Source organism: Arthrobacter roseus, assembly GCF_016907875.1.
Taxonomy (GTDB): domain Bacteria; phylum Actinomycetota; class Actinomycetes; order Actinomycetales; family Micrococcaceae; genus Arthrobacter_J; species Arthrobacter_J roseus.
The window spans coordinates 528,393-545,659 of the sequence record NZ_JAFBCU010000001.1 but is presented as its reverse complement, the minus strand read 5'-3'; the positions used below and the strand labels follow the sequence as shown (position 1 = coordinate 545,659).

Below are 17,267 nucleotides of genomic sequence, written 5' to 3'. Positions count from 1 at the left end.
GGGCGGCCTGTGCGATGGTTGCCAAATCTTCGCATATCAGCCTTTCCTTGTCCGCGCGCCGACCGGGCCGGTGGCCGAATCCAAGGTGGTCGGAACCACTGAGGTGGACTCCGCATCCACCGAAGGGTGTGTGAGCGGCCTGATCGGGAGCATTTTGCGCAATCTGATGTTTTCGCCGGCGTCCAGGGCTGAGTGCTGGACGCAGGCGGGCACCAGCGCCCCGGTCTCCGGGTGGCTCATGGTGTACATGCAGGCGCCGAGTCGTTCTTGGGTTGCCTTGAGTTTCGGGTCATCGCTGGCTACGCCTTGCTCCATCAGTGCCCAGGCCGGAGCGACGTCGGCAGCATCCATGAAGTTGTGCACAACGAACGTCCTAAAAGACAGGCGGCGTTTGAAGGCTGCAGAGGCTACGGCCCGCAGCCCACCTGCCCGGCGCATGAGACGCAGAGCGAAAGAGAGGAGGTGGGGAACGTCGCCCGGGTGGGTCAGGAGCGCCCGCAGGATTTTCGCGCCCACAATCCAGGTGGGGGTACCGCCAAAAATCATGCCGCCAAAGTGCGCTAAGACCTTATCGCGGGCCTCCAGGTCTCTGGGGTCCTCCGGGTCCAGCAAGGCAGCGCTGCGGGTCCCTGCAGTGACAGTGATAGCGGTCCTATTGCAGCGTAGGTCCCCGAACTGGGTACCCTGCCAGGGGATGGCATGTCCGGCCCCGGCCTCGATCCGAGACCACACTGCGTCGATGGAGACGGCGTCGAATCCTCCGGACCACCTGCGGTCATCCCCGATGTAGGCCGCGGGCTGGAAGGAGAGCATGTCATAGGGCATCTTCAACACATCCTTGGCTACCTCAGCGACTTGATCGAGGTTGGTCGGTGTGACGGTCATGTTGTGTGCGAGGTAAGAACGGACGCCATGTTCACGTTTAAGGGTGGTAAACATTTCCGCGAACCGTGCCCGGAACGGGTTGAGCTCGGCCTCGTTGTGGGGGCGCACAGCTCCCCGGCGTCCGCGCATCAGCGAATCAAAGTGGGCCGCGAAAGAGACCCTGTCAAAGCGGGGCGTGCCATCCGTGCCCAGTACGACGTCGAGCAGGTATTGGTAATCGAAGTCACCATGGGTCATGGACATGGGTTCCCGGCCGTTGGCTCGCATAGCCAGCAGCGCCGCTGCGTGGTCCTCGGCGGGGAGCAGGCTAACTTCCCCACCTATCAACTGCGCATGGGCGCGGGGGCCACGAACTCTGCGCAGGTACTCCATCTGTTCAGTGACCCCTTTGAGGGTGTGGGCCCCGTCGATCCTGACCTTGTTAGCCTCGGCCGAGTGATAGCAGGGCGAGCAGGTGAGGTTGCATTTGGGGAAGACTCCGTGCGTGCCTTCACATCCGACAGCGGCCCGCCCCAGCAGCTGGCCCGGAGTTTTGACGTGGTCGGGCAGCTGGGCCCAGCGTCGCTCCAACGCAGCCTTACTCTCGGGCTGGATCGGCCTGGTGGCGAGTTCAACGCCTCGGAGGAGGGCTGCCATATTCATAGTGATCCTCTAGGTCATGCGGCGGATACGGGCTGGAGGAGGGTTAAAGTCAGGTTCCTTTTTAAGCGTGCATTTCCGGTGCCGGGGGGAGGTCCAGCTCGGTCCCGGCGTAGTGGTTGAAGTAGTTGGTGAACAGGTTCGCGGCAATGTGGGCAAAGGTCTCTGCGAGTTTATCGGAACTCCAGCCGGTGGCCAGTGCCGCCTGCCAGGTGGCTTCCGAGACGTTTCCGGTATTGGCCGCGGCCTCGCGGGCGACGGCGGTGATGGTGTCGATCTTGTCGTCGAAGTCCACTTCCCCGGAGCGGATGCCAACGATCTGCTGGTCGTCTAGGCCGGCCCGCCGGGCCGAGAGGGTGTGTGCGGCCTGGCAGTAGTCGCAGCCGTTCTGGTTGCCCACGGCCAGGGCGATCGCCTCACGGGTGCGGGCGTTGAAGGTGCCGTGTTCGGCGATGGCTGCGTTCATCCCTGTGTAGGAGGCGAGCACGGCCGGTGAGTGTGCCATTCCGGCGTGGATGTTCAGCAGTTTGCCCATTTTCTGTTCGAGTTTCCGGGCGGTCTCTTGGGACGCTTCGGGTGCGGTGGCAACGGTGTGAGTGGGAATGCGTGGCATGGGGATGATCTCCAGTCTTTCCTAATATAGGGCTCAAGCAGGGTGATGCAGGGGTCAACCAGGGTGCCGAGAGAGTGACTGCTCAGTGTTCATCGTCGCTAATGACTACGCCGCTGGCGGGGTCGAAAGCGATGTGGCACTTGATCTTCCAGGCAAGCGGTGTGGGCAGGGGGTAGGACCAGGCGGCGTTGGAAGCGCGGAACCCACCGGCGCTGACATGATGGTAGCGGGCGATACCCTTCCAAACGCACAGGGTGCGCAGCCAGCTCTTCGCCAAGACAGCAGGTTCGACGGAGCTGGGCGGAAAGTAGTGGTTTCCCTCCAGATAGAGCGTCTGCTCCGCACGGGCGACTACCTGGCCGTGAAACGTGGCTGTCATCATGAGGAGCTCCTAGCCAGCTTATGCAGGATGTCCCGGTCCGTGACGATAATGCGTCCGCGGCCTTGCCGGACAGCATTTGTGCCGGTGAGTTCGCCCATGACTTTGCTGGTGGCCTCCCGGGAGGCGCCTAGTAGCCCGGCGAGTTGTTCGTGGGTGAGGTGGATGGTGGGTCCCTGGTTGAAACGGTGCGGTGTTATGTTCTCCGAGAGTTTTAGCAGGGTCGAGGCGACCTGGGCCGAAAGCGGCTTCAACGCAAGGTCGGTGAGGCGTTCCTCAAGCCGGGCGACCTGCTCGCCGAGCAGGCGCGAGATGCGAATGGCGATGCGCGGATCCGCAAGTAGGAACCGTTCAACCTCCTCAACGCTGAGTTGGCAGATTGTGGCGTCCTCTATGGCCTCAGCATAGTTGTCATACATGCGCTGGCCGACCAGCATCATTTCCCCGAAGACCGCACCGGGTTCAAGGATGGCCATGGTCAGAGCCTTCCCGTCTTCGGCAACTCGGAAGACCCGGACACGGCCGGATTTGAGGATGAACAAGGCGGTAACTGGTTCGGACTGGCTAAAGAGCAGTTCACCGCGGCGGAATAGGCGGGCTGGGGCCACCTTGTCCATGGCCGCGATTTCTTGGGCGCTCAGGTAGGCGAACAGCTCGACTTCGGTCAAGCAGCTGAACGGGTCAAGTGGTCCACTTATCAACGGTTCTGCCTCTCGTAGGCTCGGGGTCCACGGTCTGAGGTCCCCGGGGACGACGGCGGCCAGCTCACTTTGGCATTCATCCCTCATGGCCAGCCCGCGATGATCCGTACGGCCACCAACCCCAGAATAGCCCCAAAGATCATGTGCCCCATCAGGCTCAGCACAGCAGTCAGGCTGAAGGCGAAAAGGGGCATGCCCAACATGGCGGGCATGATCACTAGCGGACCCAGGACCCATCAGATGATCCCGTAGCCGAGCCCGACGAGCGCGCCGCGGCGATAGCCGGTCAGGAGCCTGTTGCCGAACAGTACCGTCAGGCCCAGCCCGATCAGCACCGAAATCATCAGGTGGACACCGAATCCGACCACGGCCGACGAGGAGCCGACCATGGAGGCGATCATGGCCAGCATGCCCATCATCGCCATCAACATGCCGAACACAATGCCACCGGCAAGCCCGCCAGCGGCCCCGGCGAGAACCCGCTTGCCAAGACCGGAAGAAATCGAAGAGTGTGTAAGAGCTGGTGCAGAAGCCATGGCGGCGGTCTTTCGTCGAAGTGGTTGTGCTGAACCCTTCAACTTATGACCGGCCCGGGCCCCTCTTCCGTAATCTGGAGTACACAACAAGCCACTGCCGCCGGCTTATTCGTTTTTCGTTTTTCGCATGCCGGCCCTGTGGCCTACGCTGTTGCGGTTCACCGGGTTCGGGACGGTACGGCTTTTCCGGCCCGAATCTAGAGGTGCCCGGCCCGGGCTGAGGTCTGGACGACGTGGCTGATCTCCGGGCGGCCGCCCGGTATCTTACCGAAACGGTGGTTGCCCCATCCCTTCTGGTGGGGCACTCGCTGGGTGGTGCGGCCGTGATCAGCGCCGCGCCTTCCCTGCCCAATGTCCGCGCCGTGGCGACCATCGGCGCGCCGGCGGATCCCGCGCATGTGCTCCTCCTCCTCGACGGCGACTTGGACACCCTCCGCCATGACAGATCTGCGCCGGTCACCATCGCGGGCCGGACGTTCACCATCGGCAGGTTCTTCCTCGACGACCTCGAACAAGGGGACGCCCTGCTCAAAGGAAAATGACGCCCGCTACGTCGCCACCGTGATAGCCGCGTGGGCCGAGCGCAACCTTCCCGCCACCACCGCATCAACCCCGAGGACGGGAGGGGAGGGCTACGACCGCGCCGAGGCTGGCGGGACTGCGCGCACACCAACGGCCGCCCCGTCCGATCTGGCATCAACAGTGCATTTACAGCGAAACGAGTCCGTTCTCGACGAAACGCCAGGCAAGAGCGACATTCAAGGCCGGACCTTTGTGTGATCGACATTGCTGAACCGCCGCCGGCATCACCGTAACGTAGAGGGGACAAGCCGGAACGAAACGGAGCCATCATGCCCACCTATCAAGCAAGCTGGAACGGTGTAGTCCTCGCCGAATCAGAGCACACGATCCGGGTTGAGGGCAGTCCAAATATTACACACTCACAGTCGGCGAGACCGCCAATCCGGACGCCGCCTGGTATTACCCGCAACCCTTGCAAGCGGCAAAAAACATCCGAGGACACGTCGCGTTTTGGAACGGAGTAAAGGTTGCGAAGGTCCCGGCCGCGGACTTGGAACCGAACCGATCTGGAGCTTCCTGGTGGTCGAAGCTGACCGGACGGTGATGACCGATTCAGCATCAGCACCGGTCGAAACGACAATGACTCCCACCCTCTCGATCGCAGTGCAATTGTGGCTGGGTTCGGTGGTTGCTCTGGCGGTCGCCGCTGGACGGTTCCTGCTTGCGGTGACCCACCCCACGACCACCTACCATTTCGACCCGTTCCTGGTCGTGGTCGCCCCGTTCGCGCTCCTGCGGCCTCGACTCGCGGCGTCCCCGTGGCGGATGGTGCTGGTCGGCAGCGGGATCGTTGCAGGTTTGGCCTTGGCGGCAACCCTGCTGCTTGACAGTGCCGGCGCACTGCGTGGTCGTGGTGTCCACCCTCATCCGGCGGACCCACAGTGCGCAGTAAACGCCGGACCGCCAGGGCCATGACCGTTTCGGAAGGGGACAGATTGGATGCGTTCCCGGCAGGTGTCACGGCAGGGACTGTCAGGGATGGCGTCCTGGACGAACCAGATAGCCGTGCCGCAACCGATGAGCTCCTGTCCACGCTTCGTACCAGTCGCTATACCCCGACCGCGTGGTCACGATTTCTTGCCCGGGCAACCAGGCGCTCCGTTCGGCAGGCCCTCCATCATCGTCGGGCCCTGCTCGAATCGACCGTGCTGCATGCCGGACTGGCCGCACTTGCGGATCCGCGTCACCGCACCTGGGTGGCAGCGAGCTGGCTTCTCACAATCAGTCACTTGGGAATGTTGGAGAACCGGCGCACACTTGGGGTCGCCAACACCCTCACGCTGATTCGTGCGAACCTTCCAGCACTGGAGAATCGCCTGGGAAATGCGGTGCCGATTCTGGCGCTGACCACTGATTGGCTCGATGGGCGGATTTCCCGTGAGACCGGTACTGAGACCCGGTTCGGGCGGCAAGCGGACTTTCTGGCCGATACCGCACTGTGGACCTGGTTCACCCTCCGGCACGAGCCGAACGGGTGGCTGCGCACGGCGACGTTCGCGGCATGGGGGGCGAGCGTTGTCGCCGTCACCGTGGCAAGTTTTGCCGGAGGTGCGATGAAGGACATGCCACGGTCCCGCCGGATTCGTCCGGCCGCAACACTACAAGTCATCATCGGCCTGAGGATCGTGCTGAGACAGATCCGCCACACCAGGCGCGAACTACATGGAGAAGCCTTTCCGGCTTGACGTTGTCCTAGCGGCAAGGTTGTAACTTGGCCACGCCAGCGCAGTCCCGCTGGAAACACGCTGCCAAGGAGGACCGATGATGAACCCGATTCAAAAACGATGTCCTGCCGAAGAGCGGATACCAACATGTTCTACCGGGCCGAAGGGTCGGAACGTGTTTGTTATCCGTGAGATTTCCCAAGCAATATCTCGGCACCGCGCGCGCAGAAGTGAACGGAAGGCGTCGTAACAGTGCTCTCAATCGCGGGGCAAAGCTTGCTCGAAGCGTTCTTCATGTTCTGGGGGACGCTGTGGCGCTGGTGTTGGGATTTACACTCTCCGGCGCGGTCCAAGCGTTCGTCTCCAAACGCGAGATGCAAAAGGCGATGGGCGATCACCGACCGTGCACCATCGTGCGCACCGGTGATCACAGCGGACGCAGCGATGCAGAACTTCCAGCCGCTCACTACCGTTTGGTGATGTGTGCGGCGGATCATGGCCAGCGCGGCGCACGTTTGGCAAGATGAGGACATGACCCGAGGAATCTATGTAAGTGCCATGACCGCAGGTTCAGGCAAGTCCCTGATCAGTCTGGGCCTAGCTGATACGCTTCACCGGCACGCGGACAGGATCGGTTTCTTCCGCCCCATTGTTGAAGGCGACGACGTCACCTCGGACCCGATGGTTCAGCTGATGCAGCGCAGCTTCAACCTGGCCCCCTCGGCGTCGCGCGGAGGCCTCACCCGAGCTGAAGCCCGGGCGCTGCTGGTGGCAGGGCAACGCGAAGAGATCGACACCCGCTGCGTGGCCGTTTACAGCGAGATGAGCAGCGAGTGCGACGTCATCATCATTGAGGGAACAGACCTCACCGGGCACGATTCCGCCGTGGAATTCGACCTCAACGCACGTCTCGCGAACAATCTCGGCGCCATGGTCCTCGCCGTCGTCAATGCCAGGGCCATGACGGTCGCTGAGGCTGCCGACGCCGTCGACGTCGCCCGTAAGGAACTCGTCGCAATGAAGGCGTCACTGCTGGCCATGATGGTCAATCGCGCCCAGGAGGACGACGTCGAAGCCATCCGGGCCGCTGTTCGACCCGGAGCCTCCCGGCGGCCCGTCTATGTGCTGCCTGAACTTGAGGAAATTTCGCGTCCCACTGTCGCTGAGGTCGTCTCGGCCCTGAACGCCCGGCACCTGGCCGGAAGCCCCACCCTTGAACGCGACGTCGTCTCCATTAAGGTGGCCGCCATGAGCGCGAGTAATTTCCTTGCCGCCCTGGACGACGGTTCGCTGGTCATCACCCCCGGGGACCGCGCTGACATCATGCTGGCAACTCTGGCCTCATCGCTCTCCTCTGATGCCCCCGTCCCGGCCGCCCTGCTGTTGACCGGTGGGCTAACACCGGATCCGCAACTGCTGCCCATGCTCGCGCAAGCACCGTTCCCCGTCCTCTCCGTTGACGACGACACCTACACGGCCGCCCGCAAGATCAGCGACGTACGCGGCGAGATCGCCACGGGCATGCCAAGGAAGTCTGCCGCGGCCCTCGGCATCTGGTCCCGCGGCGTGGACCAAGTGGAAATGCTGGAGCGGTTGGAACTTCCCCGCCCCATGAAGATGACTCCGCTGCGCTTCCTGCATGAGCTGATCGAGCGCGCCAGGTCTCATCGCCGGACCATCGTCTTACCGGAGGGTCTGGACCCCCGCATCCTCAGGGCCGCGGAAATCCTGCAACGGCGCGACGTCTGTGACCTCGTGATCCTCGGCCCCGAAGGGCAGATCCGCGAGTTGGCAGCTAGCCAGGGCATAGACATTTCCGGGCTGACCCTGGTTAATCAGGCCACATCTGAGCTCCGGGAAAAGTATGCACTGGAGTACGCGCGGCTGCGCTCGCACAAGGGTGTCACGCTCGACGAGGCCCGTGAGCGCATGCTCGACGGCGCCTACTTCGGCACCATGATGGTGCAGCTTGGCGAAGTGGACGGGATGGTCTCCGGGGCCGCGAACACCACGGCCAACACCATCCGGCCGTCATTGGAGTTCGTCCGCACGCGTGAGGGCGTGAAGATCGTTTCCTCCGTGTTCCTGATGCTCCTTCAAGATCGCGTCCTGGTTTACGGGGACTGTGCCGTGAACCCGGATCCCAGCAGCGAGCAGCTCGCCGACATCGCGATCGCCTCGGCTGAGACTGCCGCACAGTTTGGTGTGGATCCCCGCATAGCGATGTTGTCCTACTCCACGGGGGCATCGGGTTCGGGCGGAGCCGTCGAAAAGGTTCGGCGGGCCACGGAAATCGTGCGGGAATCGCGTCCGGACTTGGCTGTTGAAGGGCCAATTCAGTACGACGCCGCCGTGGACGTTTCCATCGCAGCCTCCAAAATGCCGGACTCCGAAGTGGCCGGACAAGCCACCGTTTTCATCTTCCCTGACCTGAACACGGGCAACAACACGTACAAAGCGGTCCAGCAATCAGCGGGCGCCGTCGCCGTCGGTCCCGTCCTGCAGGGGCTACGGAAACCCGTCAACGATCTGTCGCGGGGATGCACGGTGGAGGACATCGTCAACACTGTGGCCATCACGGCTATTCAGGCACAAGAAAACTCAAGGGAGAGTACATGCTGATTCTCATCATCAATTCCGGTTCCTCATCCCTCAAATATCAGGTCAGGGACACCAATGATGATTCCGTTTTGACCGAAGGCCTCATTGAACGGATCGGCGAGTCCGAGGTGACAGACCACGCCCAGGCACTCGATCAGGTGGATCAGAAGCTAACGCGGGTTCTCGGTGAGCGTGCTCTCGACGCCGTCGGCCACCGCGTGGTGCACGGCGGTGAGCGGTTCGGCGAACCGGTACTGATCAATAACGAGATCACGCGAGCCATCGAGCGCCTCAACCCGCTGGCGCCTCTGCACAATCCCGCGAACGTCCTGGGAATCAGGGCCATCACCAAGAAATGGCCCAAGTTACCGCAAGTGGCGGTATTCGACACAGCGTTCCACAAAACCATGCCCGAGCATGCCTGGCGCTACGCCATTCCCGACCAGCTGTACCGAACGTACGGTATCCGCCGCTACGGTTTTCATGGAACGTCGCACGAATTCGTGTCTCGGCATGCGGCGAAGCTGCTGGGCGTGGGTGCCTCGGACTTCAATGGCATAGTGGCGCATCTGGGCAACGGCGCGTCGATCACGGCAGTCTCCGGTGGCAAGAGCATCGACACGTCCATGGGCTTCACGCCGCTCGAGGGCCTGGTCATGGGTACGCGGTCTGGCGATATTGACCCGTCGATCCTGATCTTCCTGGCCCGCGAAGGGTATTCCACCGATGATCTGGATCAGCTGCTGAACCGGGACTCCGGCCTCAAGGGTATGGCTGGCAACAACGACATGCGCAGCACCGAAGAAGCGGCAGCCGACGGCGACGAGCAGGCCGCGATCGCGTTGGCAGTGGCCTCGTACCGGCTGGCAAAGTACATCGGGGCGTACCACGTGGCCGTCGGCGGAGCGCAAGCTCTCGTTTTCACCGCTGGCATCGGTGAGAACTCGTGGCAGTTCAGACAGTCGGTCGTCGAGCGTCTCGGCGCCCTGGGAATCAGCCTCGACGACGCAGCCAACCGTAAAAAGAGCAACGAACCACGCGAAATCAGCACCGAGGAATCCGCGTTCCCCGTCCTGGTGATCCCGACCGATGAGGAGGCCGCCATCGCGGAGGCGACTGCCGCCGTCATCGGTGAACAAAATAATCAGTGATCTTGCTAAGTCTCTGGCGGCGGCCATCCTGAGCAGTTAGTTTGGGAAAACGCACACAACCACAGGAGAAGGAGCGACCATGAAGGCAGTCACGTGGCAGGCACGCCGGTCCGTGAGCGTCGAAGAGGTACCGGACCCGAAAATCCTGGAACCCACCGACGTCATTATCAAGATCAGTTCAACCGCGATCTGCGGCTCCGACCTCCACCTCTATGAAGTGCTCACCCCCTTCATGACCCCCGGCGACATCATCGGTCACGAGTCCATGGGAACCGTGGAAGAAGTGGGCCCGGGCGTAAACAACCTCGTCGTCGGTGACCGCGTGGTCATCCCCTTCAACATTGCCTGCGGCACCTGCTGGATGTGCCGCCGAGGCCTCCAGTCCCAGTGCGAGACCACGCAGGTCCGTAATCAGGGTAGCGGCGCCGCGATGTTCGGCTACTCGCAGCTCTACGGCGCGGTCCCCGGCGGGCAGGCGCAGTACCTGCGCGTACCTCACGCGGATTACGGCCCCATCAAGGTAGGCAGCGAACTTCCCGATGACCGCTACCTCTTCCTCTCGGACATCATTCCCACCGCCTGGCAGGGAGTGAAGTACGCCAACGTGCCCGACGGCGGCACGCTCGCCGTCTACGGACTCGGTCCGGTGGGGCAGTTCGCGGCTCGAATCGGAACGCACCTCGGTTACCGGGTCATCGGCGTCGACCTAGTCCCCGAACGCCGCACCATGGCAGAGCGGCACGGCGTGGAAACATTGGATTTCACCAAGCACACCGGAGACGAACTTCGAGAGATGACTGATGGCCGCGGACCGGACTCGGTGGTTGACGCCGTCGGGATGGAAGCGCACGGGTCCCCTGTGGCAGCCGCTGCCCAGGCCGCCGTCGGGTTGCTGCCGGACAAGATCGCGCAGAAGGCCATGTCGACGATGGGATCAGACAGGCTCGCCGCGCTGCATGGTGCTATCGATGCAGTACGTCGCGGCGGAACACTCTCCCTCAGCGGCGTTTACGGTGGGCAGACCAGCCCCATGCCGATGCTCACCATGTTCGACAAGCAACTGAGTGTTCGGATGGGTCAGTGCAACGTGAAGAACTGGATCGACGACGTCCTGCCGCTGGTCGAGGACCCTGCTGATCCACTGGGAACGGCGGACCTGGTGACGCACCGTGTAGGCATTGACGAAGCGCCGGCCATGTACGAGACGTTTCAGAAGAAGCAAGACGGCTGCATCAAGGTTGTACTGGAGCCCAACCGTTGAGCCACTTGTGAAGCTCCTTCGAACCGTCCGGAGACCGGTTGATTTATCGGCCCGGGTCAGCGGACGACGATGACGTTTCCTTGAGCGTGGTGCAGGACTGCGTGGACGGTTGATCCGAGCCGGGCACCCAGCGTGTTGCGTCCTTTGGCCCCAAGAACCACGCAGGCGGCAGTCTTTGCCTGATGAACAATGACGCCAGGCACTGACGGCTCTAAGAACAAGTCCTGACTCACTGCAAGATCAGTATCGCTGGGCAACAGGTTCACCGCTTGTTGCATCACGGGATCGTTCGCGGCATCGCCGCGCCGGTCAGCTGCGTGCCAGCTGTACGGCGCAACATGGATGATGCGGAGGGGAACGAGCAGTATCTTAGCCAACTGGGCAGCGGTAGTAACGGATCGGTCGCTTTCGGGTGACCCATCGACGGCGACCAAGACGTCACCCTCCGGTTGGTCGTCGCGGACAACCACAATGGGACACGAGGCGCTGGCCGCGAGGTGGAGACTCACCGATCCAATGAGCAATCCAGCAAACCCTCCGAGACCGCGGGTACCGGTGACAAGTAAGGATGCTTCCACTGAGATCCTTGTCAGCACTTCGGAGGGAAAACCAACGATGAGGCTTGCGCTCACGTCAACATTCGGCTCAGTTTTCCGTGCCAGCTCAAGGCCTTCGTCAGCGATCTTTTCCGCTTCCCGTCGCAAACCACTGTCCTCGACGCCCGTTACTGGTCCAAGGTTCTGGGTGAAGTACGGCCACACCCAACAGTGGACGACAACGAGAGGCAAACCTGAAGCTACCGCATGTCGAACAGCCCAGAGCATGGCGCGTCGTGAGCCATCCGATCCGTCGTATCCAACGACGATTGGTTTTGACTGACCGTTGATCGTGTCCATGCTGACGCTCCTCATAGCTGGCAATACCGGGGCTGGACTCTCGGCAACCGAGCCTTGCACTAACCTGCGTTCTCGTTGGTTCTAGGCTGGGAGGGAGAGTACTCCTTCGATCGTTGCTCGTTCCGATGAGGGCGGATAGGGCCGAAGGGCCCCTCTGCTGGGTTGGGACCTTTGGCTCTGCCCTACGTGAGCAGACCGCGTCATGCTGATGACGGTTGAGAATGAACGTCAGGTGGAGAGGTAAAAGTGCAAAATACCGGCAGAGTGGATAATCAACGCATGAAGGCCGTAACCGTGTTCCTACTCGATGACCACGAGTTGGTTCGGTTGGGGCTGCGGGAGTTGTTAGAAGGTGAGGGCTTTGTGGTTGTAGGAGAGTCTGGCTCTGCCAAGGAAGCAACCCGACGGATTCCTGCACTATCACCGGATGTCTCGATCTTGGATGCGAGACTGCCGGACGGGAGCGGCATCGAGGTGTGTCGGGATGTGCGCTCGGTTGATTCGTCCCTCAAGTGCGTCATCCTGACCAGCTACGACGACGATCAGGCGCTTCGGGGTGCGGTGCTTGCTGGCGCAGCCGGCTACATTCTCAAGGAAATCCTCGGATCAGACCTCGTAGGGAAAGTTCGCCGGGCTGCTGCAGGCGAGTCTCTGTTCGAACCAGGGATGAAGGATCGCATCATCGCTGGACTGCGCGACGCACCTGAGGAAGATTCGCGCTTGGCGGGCCTGACAACGCAGGAGAAGAAGGTGCTCGCGTTGATCGGAGGAGGTCTGACAAACCGGGAGATCGGCACCGAGTTGTTTCTGGCGGAGAAGACAGTCAAGAACTATGTGTCCTCGCTTCTGGCGAAGCTTGGCTTCCAGCGTCGTACCCAAGCCGCGGTCTTCATTTCAAGGCCAGCAGATCCACCGCGTTAAATGGTCAGGGGCACCTTCAGAAGGACTACCGTTCCGTTCCCGACGGAGCTTGAGATGGACAGGGTGCCCCCGCAGAGTTCAGCGCGGCGCCGCATATTCGATAGGCCGCTTGTGGAACTGATCTGACTGAAGCCGCGCCCGTCGTCGGTGATTTTCAGCTCGAGCCGATCCGGGAGGGCCTTGAGCATAATGGTGATGGCGCGCGCGGAGGCGTGACGGAGTGCATTGGATAGTGCCTCGAGAACAACTGCCCGCACGTGGTCAGCTCGCTCCGGATCGATGGCAGCGTCGAGCGGGCCCGAGAGATGGACAACTGGTTCCAGTTCGTGTCCATCGAAGGCATCCGCGACGAGGGCAAAGATACTTGAGGTGAAGGTTGGGGTGATTTGCGGAATCGAGCGCAACGAGTAGATGGTGTCGCGCAGCTCCCTGATTGTTGCGTCTAGTTCGGCAGTTACCGCTGTGATCCGCTCCAGAGGCTCCCGGTCGGGAAGGAATTTACGCAGGCTCTGGATGCTGAGTCCTGCTGCAAATAGACGCTGTATCACCACATCATGCAGGTCTCGTGCGATACGATCACGGTCGCCAAAGACCGCTTCCTGTTCGCGCTCCCGGTGAACGCGGAGTAATTCAAGGGCCAGGGACACGTGGGAGGTGAAGGACCGCATCATCTCGTGGTCGACGGCAGCGAACTCGGGGGATCCGTTCGCCCGAGCGATGAGGAGAAACTGTCGCTGCTCTGTCCCTGCAAGTCTCGTGCACAGAGCCGTCTCGATCGTTCCCTGCGAGATCTCCGGAAGTAGAAGATCAAGGTCCTCTAACGTCAGTCGAAGCGGATTTGACGCAGCCGTCATGCCGTCGAGCACTGTGCTGTCAGCACTTGATCGTCCAACAAATTGACCGGCTTTCATCCCATCCGCAGCTTCACAAATGATGTCGCCGTTAGCGCCGAAATCGCGAAGGATCATGGTGATAGCACTGTGGGATGCGTAAAGGGCGTGATGAACGATAAGTTCGAGGTCATTGCGGGCATCATCCGTCTGCTCGAGGAGTTCATGCGCAGCGTTGAGACCGCCTTCGAGCCACCGCGTCCTGCGCGTAGCCTCGTCAAATAGTCGCGAATTTTCGATTGCGACGCCAGCGGCCGCCGCTAGAGCGACAACAAGTTGCTCATCCGTCACCGAGAAGTCAGCTCCTCCGTTCTTCTCAGTGAGGTAAAGGTTGCCGAAAACTGTCCCATGAATACGGATCGGTACACCCAGGAATGACGACATTTGGGGATGATTGGCGGGGAAACCTGTGGCACGAAGGTGCTGACGCAGATCGCTGAGCCTCACAGGGTGGGGTTCACTCATGAGCAACCCAAGAACACCGTGCCCTGTGGGAAGAGCACCGATCCTCTGGACCTCGTCATCCCGGAGTCCGACGGTAATGAAGTGGCTGAGCATGCGATCCGGTCCAATGACGCCCAAGGCTCCGAAACGGGCATCGACCAACTGGCATGCCGCGGAGATGACACGCTCGAGGACTGTGTCCAGATCGATGTCGTCGGCCATGGCAGCGAACGCCGCGAGCAAATCACCTATACCAGCAGGTGTTCCGGAAGCAAGAGAGTAATCGTTCATGGTCGGGAATGCTTGCTCAATGGTGTCCGCACTCGAAGCTCCCTGCTGTCATGCCTGACTAGTACGTCACCAATAGGGCCGAACGGCCCTATTGGCTGTGACAGAGCTTTCATAGTGTCACAGTATGGAAGCTGAACCCACACCTGCAAGGATCCTTACCGACAACGAGTGCTGGGCATTCCTGCGTGACGCACCAGTAGGACGTCTTGCGCTCTGCATCGATGGCCAACCGGAGATTTTCCCCATCAACTTCGTCGTTGACCATGGAACTATCGTTTACAGAACATCCGAGGGCACCAAATCACACGCGGCGGAGAAATCACCAGCAGCCCTGGAAGCAGACGGACTGATTGCAGGTGGCACCCCAGGAAGCGTTGAGGAAGAGGGACCGCATCAAGAAACTGTCTGGAGCGTTGTGGTCAAAGGTAGCGCCGCAACGATTGCCGTGACCTCAGAGCTCATAGCCAGTGTGCGTTTGCCGCTACACCCTTGGGAAAGCGGGCGGAAGGACCGGTTTATGCGCCTCGTCCCAGAAACAATCAGTGGTCGAGCGTTCACGCCGACCCGCGGCGAAGACTCCAGGCCCACGCGATAAGCGGCGCTTGAAGCGGCAGACGCACTGCATTGATCACACGATCCCTGCGGGAACCGCGTGGACCGAAAGCACGGCGCAATCCGCTGAGGTGAGCAGCAGTAAAACCGGTGAACATCACCGCCGTGGCGACTGCCGCCGTCGTACGTGTGGCCGGGATCAACAGTCCGACGGCCGCCGCGACCTCCGGAACGGCCGAAACAGCGATCCACTGTTCACGAGTCATGACGCCGAACCGGCCGTCCTTGTCGGTGCAGAGGCTGCGCGGCACCACCGAGTAGTAGAACGTGGGCTGGAGCCGATGACTGACCGCTGAGACTGCGAGGAGTGCGGCGAGTCCCGCAGCAGACAGGGTTTGGCGGTTCATGGTGGCTCTTTCAGTGGGTAAGGGGCTGGTCAGTCTTTGGGGTCCTGCTTGATGCCATGCATGGCATCAGCTGCCCGCACAAGCGCCAGGTGGGAGAAGGCCTGCGGAAAATTGCCCGCCATCCGCATCTCTTCGGTGTCGTACTCTTCGCTCATCAGGCCCAGTTCGTTGCAGTATCCAACGAGTTTGTTCATGAGCCCGTCTGCCTCGTCATAGCGGTTAGACCGGGCGTACTGCTCCACGAGCCAAAAAGAACATGCAAGGAACGGGTATTCCTGCCCGGACAATCCGTCCATGCCGCTGTCCGTGCGGTAGCGCAAAATCAGACCGCTATCGAACACCAGGTCCTTCTCCAGCCGCTCGACGGTGGAAAGCATCAGCTCGTCGTCGTAATCGATGAAGCCCACCTGGGGCAGCTGCAGCAACGAAGCGTCCACATGAGTGGAGCCGTACGTTTGGGTGAAGGAACCGATCTCACGGTTATAGCCGTGCTCCATGATTTCTTCGTGCAGCGTGTCCTGGAGCTTCTTCCATTTTTCGACGGGCCCTTTCAGCCCGTGGTCGAGAACTGCGCGAACGCCACTGTTCAGTGCAGCCCACATCATCACCCGTGAATGCGTGAAGTACTGCTTTTCGCCCCGCATCTCCCAGATACCGTGGTCTTTCTCGGCGTAGTTTTCCTCCACATAGGTCAGGAGAGCTCGCTGGAGCGGCCAGGAGAAATGATCCTCCTTGACGCCCAGTTCACGCAGCTTCTCCAGCGCCACCATGACTTCGCCCACGACGTCGGCCTGGTACTGAGTGACCGCACCGTTTCCAATCCGTACTGGCGTGGAGTCGGCGTAGCCGGGCAGGTGCTTGAGTTCGAGTTCCGGCAGACGCCTTTCCCCCGCGACTCCGTACATGATCTGCAGATCGGCAGGATCCCCCGCGATGGCGCGCAACAGCCAATTCCGCCATTGCAGGGCCTCTTCCTGCAACCCATGGGTCATCATGGCCGTGAGCGTCAGCGCGGCATCGCGCAACCAGCAGTAACGGTAGTCCCAATTGCGCTCTCCGCCGAAGGTCTCCGGCAAAGAGGTGGTCGCCGCGGCAACGATGCCGCCCGTATCCTCATGCGTCAGAGCGCGCAGGACCAGTAAGGAACGTTGCACGATCGCATCGAACCGACCACGCTCCACACAGCTGGCACTCCACCCCTGCCAATAACTGACGGTGTCCTTCAGCATCTGGTCGACGTCGATCATTCGAGGAGGCTCACGGTGAGACGGGTACCAGACCAGCTCCATGTCATAGCTCTGGCCCTGCTCCACAGTGAACTCACCGATGTGACTGTGCCCTGATGCCTTGGGCAAATCCGGGGCCCTTAGCACCAGCGCGTCAGGGCCTGCGATGGCGAGCAGGAGTTTGCCGTCGTCGTCGTGTGCTTTACTCACCCACGGCAGGATGCTTCCGTAACCGAAGCGGATTTCAAGTTCGTGGCCCATCGTGACGCGTCCGCTGATGCCCTCGACGCGGCGGATCACTGATGCGCGTCGGTCCCCCACCGGCATGAACTCGGTGACGAGCACTTCGCCACTGTCCGTCCGCCACTGCGTCTGGAGGACGAACGTACCTTGGATGTAGGTGCGGCTGACGACGGATGCACCGTTTTCCGACGACGACGACGACGGCGACGACGACGGCGCCAGGAGCCATCGACCGTGGTCTTTGGTGCCTAGAAGAGCAGCGAAAGAGGATCCCGAGTCATACCGCGGGAAGCACAACCAGTCCATACTTCCGTCCCGCGACAACAGTGCACCGGTGTGCAGGTCCGAAATGAGCGCGTAGTCCTCGATTGGAGATGCCATGAAC

20 protein-coding genes are annotated in these 17,267 nt (G+C 61.4%); 10 read left to right on the top strand and 10 right to left on the bottom strand.

Features of this window, described 5'->3' with window-relative positions; translation table 11 throughout:
- Nucleotides 1-36: 36 nt before the first annotated feature.
- From JOE65_RS02820 to JOE65_RS02800, 6 genes are all read right to left on the bottom strand, one after another.
- A complete protein-coding gene (locus tag JOE65_RS02820) occupies nt 37-1,527 on the bottom strand; it encodes a hypothetical protein (RefSeq protein ID WP_205161813.1) in 1,491 nt (496 codons plus the stop codon).
- Between the two features lie 61 nt (nt 1,528-1,588).
- Nucleotides 1,589-2,137 carry a carboxymuconolactone decarboxylase family protein gene (locus JOE65_RS02815; RefSeq protein WP_205161812.1) on the bottom strand — a complete coding sequence of 183 codons (549 nt, stop codon included), beginning with the start codon at nt 2,135-2,137 and terminating at the stop codon, nt 1,589-1,591.
- 82 nt (nt 2,138-2,219) lie between these two features.
- Nucleotides 2,220-2,519: a DUF427 domain-containing protein gene (locus tag JOE65_RS02810; protein WP_205161811.1), complete on the bottom strand. Its 300-nt coding sequence runs from the start codon at nt 2,517-2,519 to the stop codon at nt 2,220-2,222.
- Nucleotides 2,516-3,184, bottom strand: a complete 669-nt coding sequence (locus JOE65_RS02805; protein ID WP_239536592.1) for a Crp/Fnr family transcriptional regulator — start codon at nt 3,182-3,184, stop codon at nt 2,516-2,518. Before JOE65_RS02805 ends, JOE65_RS02810 begins: the two co-directional genes overlap by 4 nt.
- 116 nt (nt 3,185-3,300) lie before the next feature.
- The gene (locus tag JOE65_RS15285; protein ID WP_275587528.1) at nt 3,301-3,429 is read right to left on the bottom strand and encodes a hypothetical protein; all 129 of its coding nucleotides are present in this window, start codon (nt 3,427-3,429) and stop codon (nt 3,301-3,303) included.
- 24 nt (nt 3,430-3,453) lie between these two features.
- Nucleotides 3,454-3,753 (bottom strand): hypothetical protein, encoded by a 300-nt coding sequence (locus JOE65_RS02800; RefSeq protein WP_239536591.1) that lies wholly within the window; start codon nt 3,751-3,753, stop codon nt 3,454-3,456.
- A 233-nt stretch (nt 3,754-3,986) separates the two neighbouring features.
- On the opposite strand from JOE65_RS02800, the gene JOE65_RS02795 reads away from it, so the two are divergent.
- The 8 genes from JOE65_RS02795 to JOE65_RS02755 all read left to right on the top strand — a co-directional run bounded on the left by JOE65_RS02795 (nt 3,987) and on the right by JOE65_RS02755 (nt 11,012).
- Nucleotides 3,987-4,295: an alpha/beta hydrolase family protein gene (locus JOE65_RS02795; RefSeq protein WP_205161809.1), complete on the top strand. Its 309-nt coding sequence runs from the start codon at nt 3,987-3,989 to the stop codon at nt 4,293-4,295.
- A gap of 19 nt (nt 4,296-4,314) precedes the next feature.
- Nucleotides 4,315-4,533, top strand: a complete 219-nt coding sequence (locus JOE65_RS02790; RefSeq protein ID WP_205161808.1) for a hypothetical protein — start codon at nt 4,315-4,317, stop codon at nt 4,531-4,533.
- A 252-nt stretch (nt 4,534-4,785) separates the two neighbouring features.
- A complete protein-coding gene (locus JOE65_RS02780; RefSeq protein WP_205164243.1) occupies nt 4,786-5,250 on the top strand; it encodes a hypothetical protein in 465 nt (154 codons plus the stop codon).
- Nucleotides 5,247-6,020, top strand: coding sequence for a CDP-alcohol phosphatidyltransferase family protein (locus JOE65_RS02775; protein ID WP_205161807.1), 774 nt, complete (start codon nt 5,247-5,249; stop codon nt 6,018-6,020). Before JOE65_RS02780 ends, JOE65_RS02775 begins: the two co-directional genes overlap by 4 nt.
- 167 nt (nt 6,021-6,187) lie before the next feature.
- Nucleotides 6,188-6,526 (top strand): hypothetical protein, encoded by a 339-nt coding sequence (locus JOE65_RS02770; protein WP_205161806.1) that lies wholly within the window; start codon nt 6,188-6,190, stop codon nt 6,524-6,526.
- A 4-nt stretch (nt 6,527-6,530) separates the two neighbouring features.
- Nucleotides 6,531-8,621: a phosphate acetyltransferase gene (pta, locus tag JOE65_RS02765; RefSeq protein ID WP_205161805.1), complete on the top strand. Its 2,091-nt coding sequence runs from the start codon at nt 6,531-6,533 to the stop codon at nt 8,619-8,621.
- Complete coding sequence (locus JOE65_RS02760) at nt 8,615-9,751, top strand: acetate/propionate family kinase (protein ID WP_205161804.1); 1,137 nt, start codon at nt 8,615-8,617, stop codon at nt 9,749-9,751. Before pta ends, JOE65_RS02760 begins: the two co-directional genes overlap by 7 nt.
- A gap of 79 nt (nt 9,752-9,830) precedes the next feature.
- Nucleotides 9,831-11,012, top strand: a complete 1,182-nt coding sequence (locus tag JOE65_RS02755; RefSeq protein WP_205161803.1) for a zinc-dependent alcohol dehydrogenase — start codon at nt 9,831-9,833, stop codon at nt 11,010-11,012.
- Between the two features lie 56 nt (nt 11,013-11,068).
- On the opposite strand, the gene JOE65_RS02750 is transcribed toward JOE65_RS02755, so the two are convergent.
- Complete coding sequence (locus JOE65_RS02750) at nt 11,069-11,908, bottom strand: universal stress protein (RefSeq protein WP_205161802.1); 840 nt, start codon at nt 11,906-11,908, stop codon at nt 11,069-11,071.
- Between the two features lie 279 nt (nt 11,909-12,187).
- Between JOE65_RS02750 and JOE65_RS02745 the strand changes: the two genes are divergently transcribed.
- Entirely contained in the window at nt 12,188-12,829 is a 642-nt protein-coding gene (locus tag JOE65_RS02745) for a response regulator (RefSeq protein WP_205161801.1), read from the top strand.
- On the opposite strand, the gene JOE65_RS02740 is transcribed toward JOE65_RS02745, so the two are convergent.
- Nucleotides 12,826-14,454: a GAF domain-containing sensor histidine kinase gene (locus tag JOE65_RS02740; protein WP_205161800.1), complete on the bottom strand. Its 1,629-nt coding sequence runs from the start codon at nt 14,452-14,454 to the stop codon at nt 12,826-12,828. The two genes, JOE65_RS02745 and JOE65_RS02740, sit on opposite strands and share 4 nt — an antisense overlap.
- A 124-nt stretch (nt 14,455-14,578) precedes the next feature.
- Here JOE65_RS02740 and JOE65_RS02735 point away from each other — a divergent pair, with 124 nt between their 5' ends.
- On the top strand, nt 14,579-15,049 hold the full coding sequence (locus tag JOE65_RS02735; protein WP_205161799.1) for a pyridoxamine 5'-phosphate oxidase family protein: 471 nt from the start codon (nt 14,579-14,581) through the stop codon (nt 15,047-15,049).
- On the opposite strand, the gene JOE65_RS02730 is transcribed toward JOE65_RS02735, so the two are convergent.
- Together JOE65_RS02730 and JOE65_RS02725 are read right to left on the bottom strand one after the other, a co-directional pair.
- Nucleotides 15,009-15,413 carry a DoxX family protein gene (locus tag JOE65_RS02730; protein WP_205161798.1) on the bottom strand — a complete coding sequence of 135 codons (405 nt, stop codon included), beginning with the start codon at nt 15,411-15,413 and terminating at the stop codon, nt 15,009-15,011. The two genes, JOE65_RS02735 and JOE65_RS02730, sit on opposite strands and share 41 nt — an antisense overlap.
- A 29-nt stretch (nt 15,414-15,442) precedes the next feature.
- On the bottom strand, nt 15,443-17,263 hold the full coding sequence (locus tag JOE65_RS02725; protein WP_205161797.1) for a glycoside hydrolase family 15 protein: 1,821 nt from the start codon (nt 17,261-17,263) through the stop codon (nt 15,443-15,445).
- Between the last annotated feature and the right edge of the window lie 4 nt (nt 17,264-17,267).